This is a genomic window from Micromonospora sp. NPDC005413 (assembly GCF_040606435.1).
GTDB lineage: Bacteria > Actinomycetota > Actinomycetes > Mycobacteriales > Micromonosporaceae > Micromonospora.
The window spans coordinates 20,042-37,332 of sequence record NZ_JBEXEV010000047.1 but is presented as its reverse complement, the minus strand read 5'-3'; the positions used below and the strand labels follow the sequence as shown (position 1 = coordinate 37,332).

The following is a 17,291-nucleotide window of genomic DNA, read 5'->3' as shown; positions in this document are numbered from 1 at the left end:
TCACGGTGTGGGGTATCCGGGACAGTGACTCGTGGCGGGCCTCGCAGACCCCGTTGCTGTTCACCAGCAGCGGCGCGAAGAAGCCGGCGTACGACGCCGTCCTCGCCGCACTGAACAACGGCACCCCTCCGCCCACGACTCCTCCGCCGACGACTCCTCCGCCCACCACCCCGCCGCCGACGACTCCTCCGCCCACGACCCCGCCTCCGGGGCAGGGCGGCTGCACCGCGACGGTGACGGTGAACCAGTGGACCGGCGGCTTCGTGGCGAACGTACGGGTGACGGCCGGCTCGTCGGCTCTCAACGGTTGGACGGTGACGATCGCGTTGCCGTCGGGCGCGACGGTCACCAACGCCTGGAGCGCCAACCGCAGCGGTAACACCGGCACGACGAACTGGACGAACGTGGCCTACAACGGCCAGGTCGGCGCCGGACAGTCCACCGAGTTCGGCTTCCAGGCCAACGGCACCGCCGGCAGCCTCAGCCCGACCTGCTCGGCAGGCTGACGGAATCGGCCGGTGCGGAGGGTCAACTCGATCCCCCTCCGCACCGGCCGACGGGCGGGGCTCAGCCGTCGATGCGGGTGATGTTGCGGATCTTGTTGGACGCGTCCAGGGCCGCGACCTTGTACGCCTCGGCCAGCGTCGGGTAGTTGAACACCGCGTCGACCAGGTAGTCGATCGTGCCGCCGCAGCCGATCACCGCCTGCCCGATGTGGACGATCTCGGTGGCGGCGGTGCCGAACACATGCACGCCGAGCAGCCGACCGTCGTCGGGGGAGACGAGCAGTTTCAACATGCCGTACGAGTCGCCCACGATCTGGCCACGGGCCAGCTCGCGGTAGCGGGCGATGCCCACCTCGAAGGGCGTGGAGGTGTCGGTGAGCTGCGCCTCGGTCTGCCCGACGAAGCTGATCTCCGGGATCGTGTAGATGCCGATGGGTTGCAGGCCGTGCATCTCCCGGATCGGCTCGCCGCAGGCGTGCTGCGCGGCCAGCCGGCCCTGCTCCATCGACGTGGACGCGAGTGCGGGGAAGCCGATCACGTCACCGACCGCGTAGATGTTGTCCACCGTGGTGCGGTAGTTGGCGTCCACCTTGATCCGGCCGCGTCGGTCCGCCTCCAGCCCGGCCGCATCGAGGGCCAGGTCATCGGTCTGGCCCTGTCGGCCGGCCGAGTACATGACCGTGTCCGCGACGATCTTCTTGCCGCTCTTCAGGATGCACAGTGCCGCCGTCTGGTGCTTCTCCACCGCGGCGACCTCCTCGCCGAAGCGGAACGCCACGGACAGGTCGCGCAGGTGGTACTTGAGCGACTCGACGACCTCCTCGTCGCAGAAGTCGAGCATCCGGTCGCGGCGTTCCACCACGGTCACCTTGGTGCCGAGTGCCGCGAACATGGACGCGTACTCCATGCCGATCACGCCGGCGCCGACCACGACCATGCTGCGGGGTACGGCCTGAAGGTTGATGACCCCGTCGGAGTCCACGATCGTCCGGTCGTCGAAGTCGACGCTGTCCGGACGGGCCGGGCGGGTGCCCGCGGCGATGATGATTTTGTCGAAGGTCACCTTGGACTCGCGACCGGAGCCGCCGTCGACCCAGATCGAGTGCGCATCCGCGAAGCGCCCGGTCCCGGTGATCATCACGACCCGGTTGCGGGCCAGCTGGTTGCGGATGACGTCGGTCTGCCGGGCGATCACGTGCTGGGTGCGGGCGGCCAGGTCGCTGACCGTGATCTCTTCCTTGACCCGGTAGCTGCTGCCATAGAGGTCCCGCTGGCTCAGCCCGGTCAGATAGAGAACGGCCTCGCGCAGCGTTTTGGAGGGGACGGTGCCGGTGTTGATGCACACCCCACCGATCATGTCGCGGCGGTCCACGATGCCGACCCGCCTGCCGAGCTTGGCGGCGGCGATCGCGGCCTTCTGACCACTGGGTCCGGAGCCCAGCACCAACAGGTCGTAGTCATACACAACCGCTAGCGTCGCAAGATGTCGCGACAGGCGCCAGACCCCGGCAGCGAGCGTTACTCGTCCGCCTCCGGCCGGTCAGTGGGAAAGGCCGACAGAGTGTCCAATGAGGCCGCATCGGGCGTGCTTCGGATGGTCGGCTTCGTCGGCGAAAGAGGTGTGGGTCGCTGCCTTTGGAGCTGAATCGTTTGCGACATCGCCGGCCGGGCGGACCTGCGCGCTCGCCGGCGGGGCGGACCTGGGCGCTCGCCGGCGGGGCGGACCTGGGCGCTCGCCGGCCGGGCGCAACGGCGCGCCCGCGGACCGGTCGCCCCCGGCCGGCGCGGCTGATTCGTTTACGACATCAGCTCCAAAGGCGCCCCACCCAGCCTCCCCACCCGGCCGCCGCGCTGTCTGTCAACGAGGTGGTGAACGGCTTGTCAGCGGGTGCGGCCGGCATGGTCCACGGTGCCGGCGGTGATACCTAACCGACGAGGCGGCGTTCCCAGGCCCAGGCGGCGATCTCGACCCGGTTTCGGGCCGGAAGCTTCATCTGCACGCTGGCCAGGTGGGTCTTGACCGTGCCGACGGCGATGAAGAGCTGGCCGGCGATCTCGGCGTTGGTCAGGCCCCGGGCGACGAGCTTCACGACGTCGAGTTCCCGCGGTGACAGCCCGGCGTCGTCCCGCGCCGGAGCGGGCGGGCTGAGGTGCTCCAACAGCCGTACCGTGATGGACGGGCTGATCAACGCGTCGCCGGACACGGCCGCACGAACCGCCTCCACGAGCAGCGCGGGGCCGGAGTCCTTGAGCAGGAAGCCGCAGGCTCCGTTGGAGAGCGCGGTGTGCACGTACTCGTCGAGGTCGAAGGTCGTCACCACGACGACCCGGATCGGGTCGGCGACGCCCGGCCCGGCGAGCAGCCGCAGCGCTTCGAGGCCGTCGAGGCGGGGCATCCGGATGTCCAGCAGCACCACGTCCGGGCGTAGTCGCCGGGCCAGCTCGACCGCGGCGACTCCGTCAGCGGCCTCGCCGACCACCTCCATGTCCGGTTGCGCCCCGATGATCATGCCGAAGCCGGTCCGGACCATGGCCTGGTCGTCGGCGATCAGTACCCGGATCACCGGACCACCGCCGGGTGCAGCGGCAGCGCCGCGTCGAGCACCCAGCCGCCGGCGACGCCGGGCCCGGCGGTGATCGTGCCGCCGAGCGCGCGTACCCGCTCGGTGAGGCCGATCAGGCCGAAGCCGTGCCCCCGGGCCGGCGCGGTGCGCGGGGTCGCGCCGTCGTCGGCCACCCGAACCAGCAGCCAATCCGGGGTACGCCGCACGGACACGGTCACGGACCGGGCGTCCGGTGCGTGCTGGCGGGTGTTGGTCAGCCCCTCCATCACCACCCGGTACGCCGAGGTCGAGACCTCCACCGGCAGCCCGTCCAGGGGCCCGTCGACGTGCAGCCGTGCCGGCGCGTGCGTCGCGCCGTTGTGGCCCTCCAGCAACGGCGCCAGATCGGCCACGCCGGCCAGCGGGGCCAGCGGTGCGTCCGGCGGGGCGTCCGGATTGCGCAGGACACCGACCATCCGCCGCATCGACGCCATCGTCTCGGCGCCCGCGCGCTCGATCTGCTCCAGAGCGACGATCACCCGCTGCGGGTCCTGCTCGGCGACGAACCGGGCGCCCTGCGCCTGCACCACGATGCCGGTCACGTGGTGGGCGATGAAGTCGTGCAGATCCCGGGCGAACTCGGCGCGCTGCTCGGCCCGGACCAGCGCGATCGTCCGGTCCCGCCCGGAGGCGACCACACGCAGGTAGATCCCGACCGCGGCGGCACCGACCGCGGCGAGTGCCTGGAGCAACCCGAAGATCACGTAGACGTTCTCGGTGCCGGCGCGCAGCGGCAGCGCGGCGGCGGCGAGCGCGGCGACCATCGCCGCCCACGGCGCGAGCCGGGGCGAGCCCCGTCGGGCCACCACGAACACCACCGCCAGCAGCCCGGCGGACTCGGCGAGCCCCCAGCTGCCGCCGATCGGACCCGTGCCCCCCACTGTCTGCAGGACAACACCGACGGTCACGGTGAGTGAGGCCGTACCGACCAGGAGTGCCGCCAGCGGCAATCGCCGGGAACCCTGTCGGTGCACCGGCAGCCAGACCAGCGCGGTCGCCAGGGCCAGCCCTACCCGTATCAGGGCGAGCAGGGCCCAGGCCTGGCCGATCCCGCCGACCAGGCCGAAGGACAGGTCGAAGAGACCGAGCAGGGCCATGGCCGCCAGGCCGGCGAGCTGGCTCAGGCGTACCCACCATCTCGAGAATCGCGGCGTGTTCATCGTGACCCAGCGTAGCCAGCCGGGCGGAGATGACAGATCAGCCGAAAGGCAGACCCCGCGTCGGCGATACCTTGCCCCGGACCGATGCGCCCACCGGCCGGCGGCAGCGACGCTTCCCCAGTCACATCGCAGCCACTGGAGGAACAATGACAACCCACGCCCCGCCGGGGACCAGCCACGCCGCGGTCGCCGCGGTCGACCTGGTGAAGGTGTACGGCAGCGGCGACACCGCGGTCCGTGCCCTGGACGGGGTCTCGGTCGGCTTCGGCCGGGCCGAGTTCACCGCGATCATGGGGTCCTCCGGATCCGGCAAGTCGACCCTGATGCACTGCCTCGCCGGTCTCGACACGGCCACCTCCGGCCGCGTCCTGCTCGGCGGGACGGAGCTGACGGGCCAGTCGGACCGGACGCTGACCCGGGTACGCCGGGAGCGGATCGGGTTCGTCTTCCAGTCCTTCAACCTGCTGCCGCAGCTCACCGCCGCGCAGAACATCACCCTGCCGCTGGATCTCGCCGGCCGGCAGCCCGACGCTGATCTCCTCGCGCACCTGGTCGACGTGTTGGGGCTCGGCCAGCGCCTGGGCCACCGGCCCAGCGAGCTCTCCGGCGGCCAGCAGCAGCGGGTGGCGCTGGCCCGGGCCCTGGTGGCGCGGCCCGAGGTGGTCTTCGCCGACGAGCCGACCGGCAACCTCGATTCGCGCTCCGGCGCGGAGGTGCTCACCATCCTGCGTGACTCGGTACGCGACCTCGGCCAGACCGTCGTCATGGTCACCCACGACCCGATCGCCGCCGCGTACGCCGACCGGGTGGTGTTGCTCGCCGACGGCCGGGTCGCTGGCGAGATCGACAAGCCAGACCAGGTGTCGGTCACCGACGCGCTGCGTGATCTGGCGGCCCGCGCGTGAGGGCGACAGTGCTGCGTACCCAGACGAGCGCGGCGGCCCGGCGGCCCGGCCGGCTGATCCTGACGGGCCTGGCGATCCTGGTCGCGTCCTTCGTCGTCTTCGGCACCGTGCTGGTGCAGCAGATCACCGAACGGACCGTGCGGGACAACCTCAGCAGCACCCCGGCCGCCACCGACCTGGTGGTCGGCAAGCAGGACCAGCCCCCACCCACCGTGACGGAGTTGGCGCACGTCCGCGCCGTGCCCGGTGTGGCCGAGGCGGTGGGCCGGATGGCGATCGGGGTGTCCCTCGGTGAGGGATACCTCAACCTGCAGGCCGATCCCGGTAGTGGTCCGCTGGCCACGGTCCGGGTGATCGAGGGCAGATACCCGGACCAGCCCGGCGAGATCGCGATCACCCCGCGTACCGCCGAGCGGCTCGGGCTCTCGGTTGGCACCACGACCAACGGCACGGGCGGCGAACTCACCACGCCCAGCCGGCTCACCGTGACCGGCGTGGTCGAGCCCGGCGCCGACGCCGGCTACGACGCGTACGCCCCGGACAGGGTCGTGACCTCCTGGGCGCACCTGAACGCCGTGGAGCGCGTCGACGTACGGGTGGCCCCCGGCGGGTCGACGGAGGCCATCCGCCAGCGGGTGACCGCAGCGGTCTCGGGCGGCCAGCCGATCCGCTCCGGCGCCGAGGTGCGCCAGGCGGAGGCCAACGCGGCGGCCGAGGAGGTCGGGCAACTCTTCATCCTGGTCGGCATGTTCGTCTCGATCGCGGTCGTCGCGGCAGCGCTGGTGGTCACCTCGACCTTCCGCATCGTCTTCGCCCAGCGGATGCGACAGCTCGCACTGCTGCGGGCGGTCGGCGCGAGTCGGGGCACCCTGGTCGGGGCGTTGACCGCCGAGGGAGCCCTGACCGGGCTGGTCGCCGGCATCGTCGGGGTCGCCGGTGCCCTCGCCCTCGGGTACGCGCTGCCGGCGATCCTGCGCTCCACCGGCCACGCGGTCTCGTCGCCGGGCCTGCCACTGGCGGCGGCGGTCGCGGTGGTGATCGGCGCCGTCGTGATCACCGTGCTGGCCGTCCTGGCGCCGGCACTCTCGGCCGCCCGGGTCTCCCCACTGGAGGCACTGCGCACGGCGAGCACCACCGCCGGCCGGCGCGGCATCGGGGTCCTGCGCCTGGTGTTCGGGCTGCTCCTGGTCGCCGGCGCAGTCCTGACCGCCGTCGCGACGGTCAGCCAACTGCCGGAGCCGGAACAGCTGATGTACGACCCGACGGGGCCATTGCTCCTGCTGGTCGGGTCCGGCGCGTTGGCGTTCTTCGCGCTGGTGGCCCTAGGGCCGCTGCTGGTGCGTCCGGTGCTGGCCGTGGTGGGTTGGCCGCTGCGCCAGCTCGGGCCGCTCGGGCGGATGTCGGTCGGCGTGATCGGCGGGGCGCCGCGCCGGGCGGCGGCGGTCTCCGTCGTGGTCGCGCTCGGCGTGACCCTGATCTCCGGGGTGGTCGTGGGCGGCGCGTCGATGCAGGTCCTCGTCGACCGCGAGATGGCGCTCTCGGCACCGACCGATTTCGAGGTCACCAGCAACGGTGGGACGCTGCCGACGGCTGTCGTGACCCGGGCCGAGGCTGCGCGTGGCGCGTTGGCCCGGGTGGTGCCGTACCGGCGGATCGACGACGTCACGTTGATGCGCGGTGCCGACAGGCTCGGCGACGTCGAGTCCGGTTACCCAACCAACGACCTGGACCTGAAGGCGTTGCCGACCACTGGTGACCTGGACGTGGCGCAGGGCACGCTGGCCGATCGTGGCCCCGGCCGGATCGTGCTCAACAGCTGGGTTGCCCGGGACACCGGTCTGCGGGCTGGCGACACCGTCACGCTCACCCTCGCTGCGCGCCGGGTCGACGTGCGGGTGACCGCGGTGCTGCCCGGCGACGGCCCGCTGCACGCGGGCGTCCTCACCGACCCCGCTGACCTGGACCGGCTCGGTGTGCCGGCGGCGTACACTGGTCTGCTGGCTGACGCGGCCGGCTCCGGCGAGGACGGCCGCACGGCCGGCGTGCAAGCACTGCGGCAGGCGATCGGGGGCAGCGACGGGGTGGGCCTCGCCGTGCTCGCCGACGAACGGGACCGTAACGACGAGGTGGTGCGCACGCTGGTCTGGATCGCGGCCGGTCTGGTCAGCCTGACCGTGCTGATCGCGGTCGTCGGCGTGGGGTCCACGACCGCGCTCTCGGTGGTGGAGCGGGTACGCGAGTCCGGGCTGCTCCGTGCGATCGGTCTGTCCCGGACCGGCCTGCGCACCATGCTGACCGCCGAGTCCGGCCTCTACGGGGTGATCGGTGCGACCCTCGGCCTGCTGCTCGGCGTCCCGTACGCCTGGTTGGCGGTCCAGACGCTGGGGATCAACGCACCGCTGACCGTGCCGGTGCTGCCACTCGTCGGGCTCTTCGTGACGCTGGTCGTGCTGACCGCGCTGGCCGGGGTCCTGCCGGCCCGGCGGGCGTCACGGGTCAGCCCGGTGGTGGCTCTGGGGGCCGATGGCTGAGCCCTGTGGCGGGTCGGTGCCGAGTGTCTCGGCGCCGACCCGCTGGGTGCGGTCAGTGGGGGTTGTTGGCGAGCCGAGGGTACCGACGTGGTCAGGGGTGCATGGTCGTGCCCTTGAACACCTTGTCCACCACGTTTCGTGGGGCGTGCAGGGCCAGGCCCACCAGGTCGAGCTTTTCCCGACCGACCGCCTGCACGGCGGCACGGTTGTCCCGGTCGTTGCCGGTGGCGAACAGCTCAGACGTGAAGATCGACAGACGCAACCCGCGGGTGAGTGCGCGCGAGTGCGCGCCGACCAGTGCCGCCCGATCGCCCGCGAAGACCAGCACCGGCTGGCCGAACATCGGCAGGTAACGGGTGCCGTCCGCATCGCGGTACTCCTCGCCGAGCAGTTCCGGCTCGGCGTTCGCGATGCCGCTGACCAGGAAGGCGGTGACGTTCAGGCGCTGCCAGCTCGCCAGGTCGTTGCGGAGCAGCACGGCGATCTTGGTGGAAAATCGGATCGGTTCGGTCATGGCATCGAGCCTGCTCGCCCGGCGCCGACCGGTCTTGTACGTTCTTAGCGTGGCCACCCGCCCGACGGGCTCGCACGTCAGCGCGTGGCGACCCGCGGTAAGTGGGGTCGCCGAGGTCTTCCACGCCCACTTCGTGGATCACGCCTACCCGCGCCACATCCACGACGTGTGGACGTTGTTGATCGTCGACGACGGCGCGGTCCGGTTCGACCTCGACCGGCACCGGCACGGCGCGCTGCGCACGTCGGTCACCCTGCTGCCGCCGTACGTGCCGCACGACGGCCGCTCCGCCACACCGGACGGCTTCCGCAAACGGGTCCTGTACCTCGACACCTCGGCGCTCGGTGCCGAGCTGGTCGGTCGGGCGGTCGACGAGCCGGACGTGGCCGATCCGCACCTGCGGGACCGGATCCACCACCTGCACCAGGTGCTCGCCGTACCCGGAGACGAGTTCGAGGCCGAAAGTCGGCTCGCGCTCATCCTGGACCGGCTTCGCCAGCAGCTCCGCCAGCGCGCCCCGGTCAGCGTCCAGCCGGCCGTACGCGGCCTCGCGGTCCGACTGCGTGAGCTGCTGGACGCCCGGACCATCGAGGGCATCACCCTGAGGGAGGCCGCCGAGGTGCTGCACGCCCACCCGACCCACCTGGTCCGGGCGTTCACCCACGTGCACGGGGTGCCGCCACACGCGTACCTGACCGGTCGCCGGGTCGAGCTCGCGCGCCGCCTACTCCTGGCCGGTCAGCGCCCCGCCGAGGCCGCCGCCGAGGCCGGTTTCTTCGACCAGGCGCACCTGACCCGCCACTTCCGGCGATACCTGGGCGTCAGCCCGGCCCGCTTTCCGGCCTTACGGTCTGGGCGCCGATGACGGAGAGCAGCCGCAGCTTCTCGTCGCTCTCCGACCCGGGTACGGCGGTGAAGACCAGCAACGTCTGCGACTGGTCGGGATCCACCAGGGTCTGGCAGTGCAGCTCCAGCGGCCCCACCTCGGGGTGGACGAAGTGCTTCGACGGGCAGTAGCCGCCCGGCACCGGGTGCTCCCGCCACAACTGCGCGAACTCCGGGCTCGCCGCCAGCAGCGAGTCGACGATCGCCGCGGCCCGCGAGCCCCGGCCGTCGCGGGTGTACGACGCGTGCAGGTGCGCCACGAGGAGCCGGCTCTGCGTCTGGTGGTCCTCGGCCGGGTGCAACTGCCGTGCCTGCGGGTCGGTGAACCAGCGGTGGTGCGCGCTGCGCGCCAGCCCGGTGTGCCGGGTCTCGTCGCCGAGCAGGGCGATGGCCGGCGCGGTCTGCGCCAGGGTTTCGCCGAGGTGGTTCACCACCTGGGCGGGAGTGTCGTGCAGCCGGTCGAGGATGCGCATCATCCCCGGGTTGACGTGATCGGCCCGGACCGTCCGGTGCGGGACGGCGTGCCCGGCGAGCTGGAACAGGTGGTCCCGTTCGCTCAGGGAGAGCCGCAGGCCCCGGGCCAGGGCGGCGAGCATCTGCTCGGAGGGATGCGGCCCCCGCTGCTGCTCCAGCCGGCTGTAGTAGTCGGTGGACATACCGCTCAACGCGGCGACTTCCTCGCGCCGCAACCCTTCGGTACGCCGGCGCTGGCCCCGGGGCAGCCCCACGTCCTCAGGCTGGAGCGCCTCCCGTCGCCTACGCAGGAAGCTGGCCAGTTGGGCGCGGTCCACGGTGCCTCCGATTGGCGGACGCCGGCGGTGGACCGGCACGTTGAATGCAACACGCGTGCCGGGCCGCGGTGTTCCGCCTGGCGGGTCGACGCCCGGATCCCTGGCCGGGGCCGGATCCGCCTCAGCGGGCGAGGAGGATACGGCCGGCGTCCTGCCGGCCCGAGGTTGCTGCGCGCCGCCACCGACATCGGGCACGACTGGGCGCTGACCGCCGCCGTGCCGGTGGTCACCGCCTGATCGACACCCCGACGTCCGGCTGTAATCGGAGGGCCGTTCGGATGCGCCGCCGGGTGGTCACGAAATTCGGCGGCGAATCGTCACACCTGGCGGATAGTCTGCCTCCGCGCTTCGTTGCCTCGGTACGTCGCGCCCCGCGCCTGGTCGGCGCGGCATCGCCGCCACCGCCCACCATGGCCGGCTCAATCGACTTCAGGAGAGTCTGTGACACAGCAATCCGTCGCGACGTCGGACAAACTCGACGCCGCGGTGCTCAAGGTGGCCGGCGTCGTCGTCCTTGGCGCGATCATGTCGATCCTCGACGTCACGGTGGTCAGCGTGGCGCTGCCCACCTTCCAGAGTGAGTTCGACGCGAGCTACGCGCGCGTCGCGTGGACGATGACCGGTTACACCCTCGCGCTCGCCACCGTGATCCCGCTCAGCGGGTGGGCGGCAGACCGGTTCGGCACCAAACGGCTCTACATGGTGGCGCTGGCCCTGTTCACGATCGGGTCGGGGCTCTGCGCCACGGCCGACACGATCGGTGAGCTGATCGGCTACCGCGTCCTGCAGGGTCTCGGCGGCGGCATGCTCATGCCGCTGGGCATGACCATCATGACCCGGGCGGCCGGCCCGCACCGGATCGGCCGGTTGATGGCCGTCCTCGGCATTCCGATGCTGCTCGGGCCGATCGGCGGCCCGATCCTCGGTGGTTGGCTGATCGACACCGCGAGCTGGCACTGGATCTTCCTGATCAACCTGCCGATCGGGGTCGTCGCGCTGATCTACGCGCAGAGGGCGCTTCCGAAGGACGCTCCCGAGCCGTCGGAGTCGTTCGACTTCGTCGGCATGCTCATGCTCTCGCCGGGCCTCGCCCTGTTCCTCTATGGCGTCTCGTCGCTGCCGGAGGCGGGCACCTTCTCCGAGGCCAAGGTGTGGGCCCCGATGCTGGTCGGCGGCGCGCTGGTGGTGGCGTTCGTTCTCTACTCGTTCAAGCCCCGCCATCCACTGCTCGACCTGCGGCTGTTCCGCAACCGCAGTCTGACCATCGCCTCGGTGACCCTGTTCGTGTTCATCATCGCGTTCATGGGCGCCGGCCTGCTCTTCCCGAGCTACTTCCTGCAGGTGCGCGGTGAGTCGACGCTGGCCGCCGGTCTGCTGATGGCCCCGCAGGGCATCGGCGCGATGATGACGATGCCGATCGCCGGCACGCTGGCCGACCGGGTGCCGATCGGCCGCACCGTCCCGTTCGCGTTGGCCCTCATCGTCATCGGGTTCTTCGGCTTCACCCAGGTCGACCCACAGACCTCGTACTGGCTGCTCGGTGGGTCGCTGTTCGTGATGGGCCTGGGCATGGGCGGCACGATGATGCCGATCATGACGTCGGCGCTGCGGACGTTGCAGGCCCAGGAGGTGGCGCGCGGCTCGACGCTGGTCAACATCCTCCAGCAGATCGGCGGGTCGGTCGGCGCCGCCGTGATGTCGGTGATCCTCACCAACGAGCTGAACGGCTCCCGGCCGATCCCCGGCATGGTCGACCCCAGCGGTAAGCCGGTCACCGAGGCCGGGCTGGCCATCGCCGCCCAGCAGCGGCCAGAGCTGCTCCAGCAGATGCCGGTGGATCCGTCGATCATCGAACGCGGGCTCGACTTCGCCGCCAAGTCGTTCGCGACCACGTTCTGGGTCGCGTTCGCGCTGGCCCTGCTCACGTTCATCCCGGCCGCCCTGCTGCCGCGTCGACGTCAGCCGGCGCAGCTCGACGACCAGCAGGCGGAGCAGGTCAAGGCGCCCGTCGTCATCCACTGAGCGACCCGCCCGCCGCGCTCAGCACCCCGTGAGGTGGTGAGCGCGGCGGTTGCGGGCCCGGCGTCAGCGCAACGGGCCGTCGCCGGGCCCGTCGGGGTCCTCGACCACGTGCATCGCGGCTTCCTCCGCGCTGGCGGCACCCGCGTCGATTCCGGCGTCCCACGCCACCGACTCGGCTTCCTCGTCCTCGCGGACGCCCTCGTCGTAGGCGACGAGACGGCCCGCGCGGGCCTCCCGCTCGTACCCCCGGCGGGTCAGCTCGTCCTCGTCGTCGCCGCCCTCGGCGTACGGGTCGACGTCCGGCACCTCCTGGGCGAGGTACTGCTCCACAGACTCGCCCGCCCGCTGCTCGGCGGGCGTGGTGCCGAACCGGTTCGCCGCCGTCCAGTGGTCCTCGGCGATGATGCCGGTGTCGAGGGGATCGCCGACCCGGTCGTCGTCCAGGGTGTCGGAGGCGTCCAGAACTCCGTCGTCCTCTGCCACGTTCCACTCGTCAACGGAATCCATCCGCTCGGTCTGGCTCACGGTGGTCTCCTCTTCGTCACGGTGTAGCGATACACCCAGCCTATGGCTGTTCAACGCCGCCGCACCTTGAGGCCTGCCCGGTGTGACGGACGGACCTCGGGGCGCGTCGTGACGGGCGACCAGGCCTGCCCGAAAGTGACGTACGTCGGTCGTAGCGTGGGCGGCATGACGCCATGCCCTGTGGATGCCCCTTCATCGCGCGCGAGCACCCCCGTTCGGAGCCTGCGATGACCGACCTGACGTGGTCTCAGGTGTCGGCCCGGCGTCTTCGGCGGCACGCACTCTCGGCACCGGCGTCACCAGAATCAGCAGCGGCACCGGACGCCGAAGGCGTCGCCGACGTGGTGTCCGCGATGTGCGGCGCGCACGCCCAGGTCGCCTCCGCCGCCGAGTTGTCCGTCGGGCTCCGGGTCCCGGGTGCCACCCGTGCTCTGGTGCGCCAGGCGCTCTGGAGAGATCGCACCCTGGTCAAGACACGTGGGCCGCGCGGGACCGTCCACCTGCTCGCCGCCGCCGACCTGCCGATGTGGATCGGCGCGCTGACCGCGTTGCCGGCCCCGGCGTGGGAGCAGAGCCGCGACCTGTTGACCCCCGAGCAGACCGAGCAGGTCCTCGCCGCCATCGCTGATGCGTTGGCCGAGGCCGAGTTGACCACCGTCGAGCTGACCGAGGAGGTCGTCGCCCGCACCGGCCCGTGGGCGGGCGAGCGGGTCATGGAGGCGTTCCAGGACAGGTGGCCCCGCTGGATCGCGGCGATGACTGCCGCCACCCGGGGCGGAGTGATCTGCTTCGGCCCGAACCGGGGCCGCGCCATCACCTACACCAGCCCGGCGCGTTGGCTACCCGGGTTCACGCCGATGGACGGCCGCGCCGCGCTGGCCGATCTGGTCCGCCGCTACCTCTACGCGTACGGGCCGGCCACCCCGGCGCAGTTCGCCCAGTGGCTGTCGGTGCCCCTGCGGTGGGCGATGTGGCTGTTCGGCTCACTGGATCTGACCGAGGTGACGGTGGAGGGCACTCCGGCGTGGGTGGCCGCCGGCGACACCGAATTTCCGGACGACCGGCCGTCGGGGTTGCGGTTACTGCCCTACTTCGACGCGTACGCGGTCGGCTGCCACCCGCGTGAGCGGCTCTATCCCGGCACTGCCGCCGAGCGGGCGCTGGCTCGTGGACAGGCCGGCAACTATCCGGTGCTGCTGGTCGAAGGGGTGGTCGCCGGAGTGTGGCACCAACGCCGCTCCGGCAGCACGATCCACGTCACGGTCGAGCCGTTGCGGCCGCTCGACGCCGGTCGGCAGCGGGAGTTGGAGGAGGAGGTCGAACGGGTCGGCCAGATCCTGGAAGGTAGAACCTCGCTGACCGTCGGCACGGTGAGCGTCGGTCCGCACGCCTGAGGCCGCTACTGCCGATCCCCTCAGTCAGGATGAGTGTGTGGACATCGAACCGGTCGACTACGCGCCCCGGCAGACGTTCCCCTGGGCGATCCTGCGGCAGCGCTGGGAGGACCTCACCTTCCTGCACTGGGCCGTCGCTCCGGAACTCGTCGCGCCGCTGCTGCCCGCAGGCACTCGTCCGGACACTGTCGACGGTGTCAGCTACGTCGGCCTGATCGGCTTCCGGATGGTCGGGCTGGGCTTTGGCCGGGGCCCGGGGGTGCCGTACTTCGGCACATTCTGGGAGACCAACGTCCGGCTCTACTCGGTCGACGACACCGGCCGGCGAGCGGTGGTGTTCCGGTCGCTCGACGCATCCCGCCTGGTGCCGGTGCTGGTCGCCCGGGCGACGCTGCGTCTGCCGTACCTCTGGTCGTCGATGCGGGTGGACCGCGACGGTGACCTCCGCACCTACCGGTGCCGGCGACGCTGGCCCGGGCCGGCGGGCACGACGAGCCGGATGGTGGTGCGGGTGGGGGAGCGGATCGCCGACCCGACCCCGATCGAGCACTTCGTCACCGCCCGCTGGGGGCTGCACACCCGGGCGTACGGCCGCACGCTGCACCTGCCGAACTGGCATCCGCGCTGGCCGCTGCACCGGGCCGAGCTGCTGCACCTCGACGACGAGTTGGTCACCGCCGCCGGGCTGCCGGCACCGGTCGGGCCGCCGGTCAGCGTGCTCTACTCGCCCGGTGTCGGGGTGCGGTTCGGCCCGCCGGTGGCGGTCCGGCGGCCCGGCTGACCGGGAACGGCCGGGTGGCCGCTCCCGGTCGGTGCCGTGTCAGTAGCGGCCGCCCTCGGGTGCGGGCAGGGCGTCGAGGTCGGCCAGGTCCTCGGCGCTGAGTCGGATGTCGCCGGCCGCGCAGTTGTCCACCAGGTACTTCGGGGTCTTGGTGCCGGGGATCGGAATGACCTGCTCACCCTGAGCGACCGCCCACGCTAGCGCTACCTGCGCGGGGCTGACCCCGGCCCGGTCGGCGATCTCCCGGACCCGGGCGACGATGGCGAGGTTGGCGCGTAGCGCGTCCTGCTGAAAACGCGGTAGGCCGCGGCGGAAGTCGTCGGCGGGCAGGTCCTCGAAAGAGGTGAACCTGCCGGCGAGGAAACCGCGGCCCAGCGGGGAGAACGGCAGAAAGGCGATGCCCTGCGCGACGCAGTACGGCAGCACCTCGGCCAGCGGATCGCGCGTCCACAGCGACAGTTCGGACTGCACCGACGCCACAGGGTGGACCGCCTGGGCCCGCTCGATCTGGGCCACCGTCACCTCGGACAGACCAATCTGTCGCGCCTTGCCCGCCGCCACGGCCTCCGCCATGGCACCCCAGGTCTCCTCGATGGGCACCTCCGGGTCGACGCGGTGCAGCTGGTAGAGGTCGACGTGGTCGGTGCCGAGCCGGCGCAGGCTGTCGTCGATCGCCGCGCGGATGTGCTCCGGGCGGCCGTTGTTGCCGATCTTCGGGGAGTTGCCGGGACCGCCGGTGGGGGAGGTGACCACCAGGCCGGCCTTCGTCGCCAGGACAGCCCGCTCCCGGTGACCGCCGGCCAGGGCTCTGCCGACCAGTTCCTCGTTGGTGTACGGCCCGTACACGTCGGACGTGTCGATCAGCGTGGCGCCCAGGTCCAGTGCCTGCCGGATGACGGAGATCGAGGTGTCGTCGTCACGGGGGCCGGTGATGTCGTATCCATGAGTCATGCCCATGCAGCCAAGGCCGATGACGCCGACCTCGGGACCTGCGTTGCCCAGCGTGGTTGTTCGCATGCGTCCTACGCTACGACCGGAACGCGCTTCGCGTCCCGCCGCGGGTGACACGGACGCAGCGTCCCGGCCCAGCAGCGTCGGCTGCGTCGACTACTCTCGCCGTCTCGCGACTGGCAGGGGGCTACGACATGATTCGCGTTCGTGAGTTCGGTTGGCCGGACTACGAGCGCGTGGCGGCACTGTGGACGGCGGCGGGTCGGGACGTGCTGCCCCGCTCGGAGCTGACGGCGAAACTGACGCGGGACCCGCAGTTGTTCCTGGTCGCCGACGTTGACCAGGCTGTCGCGGGAGTGGTGCTGGGCACCTATGACGGCCGACGCGGGATGATCCTGCGCCTGGCCGTCGATCCGGCGTACCGCCGACGGGGTGTCGCCACCCTGCTCGTCGCCGACCTTGAGGGACGGTTCGCGGCGTTGGGTTGTCCGCGGGTCAACCTGCTGGTCCTGCCGAAGGACACGGCGGCACTCAGGTTCTGGCAGGCGCTGGGCTATGTGCCCCAGCCCGACGTCCTCTGCTCCAAGCCGATGGGCGTCACCCCGGGTCGGTAGGCGTCGGGGTGGTCTGACCGCCCCGGTTTTCACTTAGGCCTTGACCTAAGTGACGTGCACCGGCATAGTTAGGCACATGCCTAAGCATGCGGGTGGGGAGGACGGCGCACTCGACCGTGTGCTCCACGCGTTGTCCGACCCCACGCGCCGTCAGGTCATCGAGCGCCTCACCCAGGGGCCGGCCACGACCAGCGACCTGGCTCGTCCGTTTGACATGGCACTGCCGTCCTTCACCCAGCATCTGCACGTCCTCGAACACTCCGGCCTGGTGACGTCCGAAAAGAAGGGCCGGGTGCGCACCTACCGGCTCGCGCCCCAACCGCTCGAACACCTCGCCACCTGGCTCGCCGTGCAGCGCACGCGGTGGACCCGACGTCTCGACCAACTCGATTCGCTTCTCTACGACCTGAAGGAGCAACAGCGATGATCGCCTACACCGTGAACCCCGAGCTCGACCTCGTCCTGGAGCGCACCGTCGACGTGGCACCCGAGCTGGTCTGGCGGGCCTGGACCACGCCTGAGCTGATCGTGCAGTGGTTCAGCCCGAAGCCCTGGTCGACCGTCGCCTGCGAGATCGACCTGCGGCCCGGCGGCAGGTTCGACACGACCATGCGCTCGCCCGAGGGCGAGGAATTCCCGAGCAGCGGCTGCATCCTGGTGGCCGAGGAGGGCTCGACGCTGGTCTTCACCTCCGGCCTGGGTCCCGGCTTCCGTCCGCAGATCGCCGAGGACGGCTTCCCGTTCACCGCGGTGGTCCGGATCGAGCCGGACGGCGCGGGCACGAAGTACACCGCCATCGCCATCCACGCAGACGCGTCGGCGAAGAAGTCGCACGAGGAGATGGGCTTCCACCAGGGCTGGGGCGCGGCGCTGGACCAACTGGTCGACCTCATGAATTCCCGCTGACCGCCGCCCGCCTACCTTACCCAGGGCCGGCCAGCCCTGCTCTGGCCCACACGCCGGCCACGATCGTGGTCGGCGGCAGTGGCGCGGTGGCGGTGGCGGTGGCGCGGCGGCGGTGGCGCGGTTGCGCGGCGCAACGGGTGTCAGCGCCAGACGGCGGACGCGGTGCTCCGAGGGTGTCGGTGGGGTGTGCTGAACTGTCCGGC

The 17,291-nt window shown here is 71.5% G+C and carries 17 protein-coding genes; 10 read left to right on the top strand and 7 right to left on the bottom strand.

Annotation, left to right across the window (positions count from 1 at the left end):
• The coding region (locus ABZS37_RS30605; RefSeq protein WP_355174715.1) for a cellulose binding domain-containing protein at positions 1 to 506 on the top strand (506 nt) is incomplete at its 5' end.
• Positions 507 to 567: 61 nt separating this feature from the next.
• On the opposite strand, the gene sthA is transcribed toward ABZS37_RS30605, so the two are convergent.
• From sthA to ABZS37_RS30590, 3 genes are all read right to left on the bottom strand, one after another.
• Complete coding sequence (gene sthA / locus ABZS37_RS30600; RefSeq protein ID WP_355174713.1) at positions 568 to 1,971, bottom strand: Si-specific NAD(P)(+) transhydrogenase; 1,404 nt, start codon at positions 1,969 to 1,971, stop codon at positions 568 to 570.
• Positions 1,972 to 2,431: 460 nt separating this feature from the next.
• Positions 2,432 to 3,070, bottom strand: coding sequence for a response regulator transcription factor (locus tag ABZS37_RS30595; protein WP_355174711.1), 639 nt, complete (start codon positions 3,068 to 3,070; stop codon positions 2,432 to 2,434).
• The gene (locus tag ABZS37_RS30590; RefSeq protein WP_355174709.1) at positions 3,067 to 4,269 is read right to left on the bottom strand and encodes a histidine kinase; all 1,203 of its coding nucleotides are present in this window, start codon (positions 4,267 to 4,269) and stop codon (positions 3,067 to 3,069) included. The genes ABZS37_RS30595 and ABZS37_RS30590 overlap by 4 nt, the downstream gene beginning before the upstream one ends.
• A gap of 146 nt (positions 4,270 to 4,415) precedes the next feature.
• Here ABZS37_RS30590 and ABZS37_RS30585 point away from each other — a divergent pair, with 146 nt between their 5' ends.
• Complete coding sequence (locus tag ABZS37_RS30585) at positions 4,416 to 5,174, top strand: ABC transporter ATP-binding protein (RefSeq protein ID WP_355174707.1); 759 nt, start codon at positions 4,416 to 4,418, stop codon at positions 5,172 to 5,174.
• Positions 5,171 to 7,705, top strand: a complete 2,535-nt coding sequence (locus ABZS37_RS30580; protein WP_355174705.1) for an ABC transporter permease — start codon at positions 5,171 to 5,173, stop codon at positions 7,703 to 7,705. The genes ABZS37_RS30585 and ABZS37_RS30580 overlap by 4 nt, the downstream gene beginning before the upstream one ends.
• Positions 7,706 to 7,796: 91 nt before the next feature.
• Here the strand turns inward: ABZS37_RS30580 and ABZS37_RS30575 are convergent, their stop codons facing one another.
• Positions 7,797 to 8,219: a DUF2000 domain-containing protein gene (locus ABZS37_RS30575; RefSeq protein WP_354991913.1), complete on the bottom strand. Its 423-nt coding sequence runs from the start codon at positions 8,217 to 8,219 to the stop codon at positions 7,797 to 7,799.
• A gap of 49 nt (positions 8,220 to 8,268) precedes the next feature.
• Here ABZS37_RS30575 and ABZS37_RS30570 point away from each other — a divergent pair, with 49 nt between their 5' ends.
• Complete coding sequence (locus ABZS37_RS30570) at positions 8,269 to 9,084, top strand: AraC family transcriptional regulator (protein ID WP_355174703.1); 816 nt, start codon at positions 8,269 to 8,271, stop codon at positions 9,082 to 9,084.
• Here the strand turns inward: ABZS37_RS30570 and ABZS37_RS30565 are convergent.
• Complete coding sequence (locus ABZS37_RS30565) at positions 9,041 to 9,895, bottom strand: helix-turn-helix transcriptional regulator (protein ID WP_355174701.1); 855 nt, start codon at positions 9,893 to 9,895, stop codon at positions 9,041 to 9,043. The genes ABZS37_RS30570 and ABZS37_RS30565 overlap by 44 nt on opposite strands.
• A 441-nt stretch (positions 9,896 to 10,336) precedes the next feature.
• On the opposite strand from ABZS37_RS30565, the gene ABZS37_RS30560 reads away from it, so the two are divergent.
• Positions 10,337 to 11,917 (top strand): DHA2 family efflux MFS transporter permease subunit, encoded by a 1,581-nt coding sequence (locus tag ABZS37_RS30560; protein WP_355174699.1) that lies wholly within the window; start codon positions 10,337 to 10,339, stop codon positions 11,915 to 11,917.
• A gap of 63 nt (positions 11,918 to 11,980) precedes the next feature.
• Here ABZS37_RS30560 and ABZS37_RS30555 read toward each other — a convergent pair whose 3' ends face one another.
• On the bottom strand, positions 11,981 to 12,442 hold the full coding sequence (locus tag ABZS37_RS30555) for a DUF5709 domain-containing protein (RefSeq protein WP_354994381.1): 462 nt from the start codon (positions 12,440 to 12,442) through the stop codon (positions 11,981 to 11,983).
• A 227-nt stretch (positions 12,443 to 12,669) separates the two neighbouring features.
• On the opposite strand from ABZS37_RS30555, the gene ABZS37_RS30550 reads away from it, so the two are divergent.
• Positions 12,670 to 13,836: a winged helix DNA-binding domain-containing protein gene (locus ABZS37_RS30550; RefSeq protein WP_355174697.1), complete on the top strand. Its 1,167-nt coding sequence runs from the start codon at positions 12,670 to 12,672 to the stop codon at positions 13,834 to 13,836.
• A gap of 37 nt (positions 13,837 to 13,873) precedes the next feature.
• A complete protein-coding gene (locus ABZS37_RS30545; protein ID WP_355174695.1) occupies positions 13,874 to 14,617 on the top strand; it encodes a DUF2071 domain-containing protein in 744 nt (247 codons plus the stop codon).
• Between the two features lie 39 nt (positions 14,618 to 14,656).
• Here ABZS37_RS30545 and ABZS37_RS30540 read toward each other — a convergent pair whose 3' ends face one another.
• Positions 14,657 to 15,634 carry an aldo/keto reductase gene (locus tag ABZS37_RS30540; protein WP_355174693.1) on the bottom strand — a complete coding sequence of 326 codons (978 nt, stop codon included), beginning with the start codon at positions 15,632 to 15,634 and terminating at the stop codon, positions 14,657 to 14,659.
• A 128-nt stretch (positions 15,635 to 15,762) separates the two neighbouring features.
• Between ABZS37_RS30540 and ABZS37_RS30535 the strand changes: the two genes are divergently transcribed.
• The 3 genes from ABZS37_RS30535 (at position 15,763) to ABZS37_RS30525 (ending at position 17,088) form a co-directional block, all read left to right on the top strand.
• Complete coding sequence (locus ABZS37_RS30535; protein ID WP_355174691.1) at positions 15,763 to 16,182, top strand: GNAT family N-acetyltransferase; 420 nt, start codon at positions 15,763 to 15,765, stop codon at positions 16,180 to 16,182.
• Positions 16,183 to 16,258: 76 nt separating this feature from the next.
• On the top strand, positions 16,259 to 16,609 hold the full coding sequence (locus ABZS37_RS30530) for a metalloregulator ArsR/SmtB family transcription factor (protein WP_355174689.1): 351 nt from the start codon (positions 16,259 to 16,261) through the stop codon (positions 16,607 to 16,609).
• Positions 16,606 to 17,088, top strand: coding sequence for an SRPBCC family protein (locus ABZS37_RS30525; RefSeq protein WP_355174687.1), 483 nt, complete (start codon positions 16,606 to 16,608; stop codon positions 17,086 to 17,088). The genes ABZS37_RS30530 and ABZS37_RS30525 overlap by 4 nt, the downstream gene beginning before the upstream one ends.
• Positions 17,089 to 17,291 lie beyond the last annotated feature (203 nt).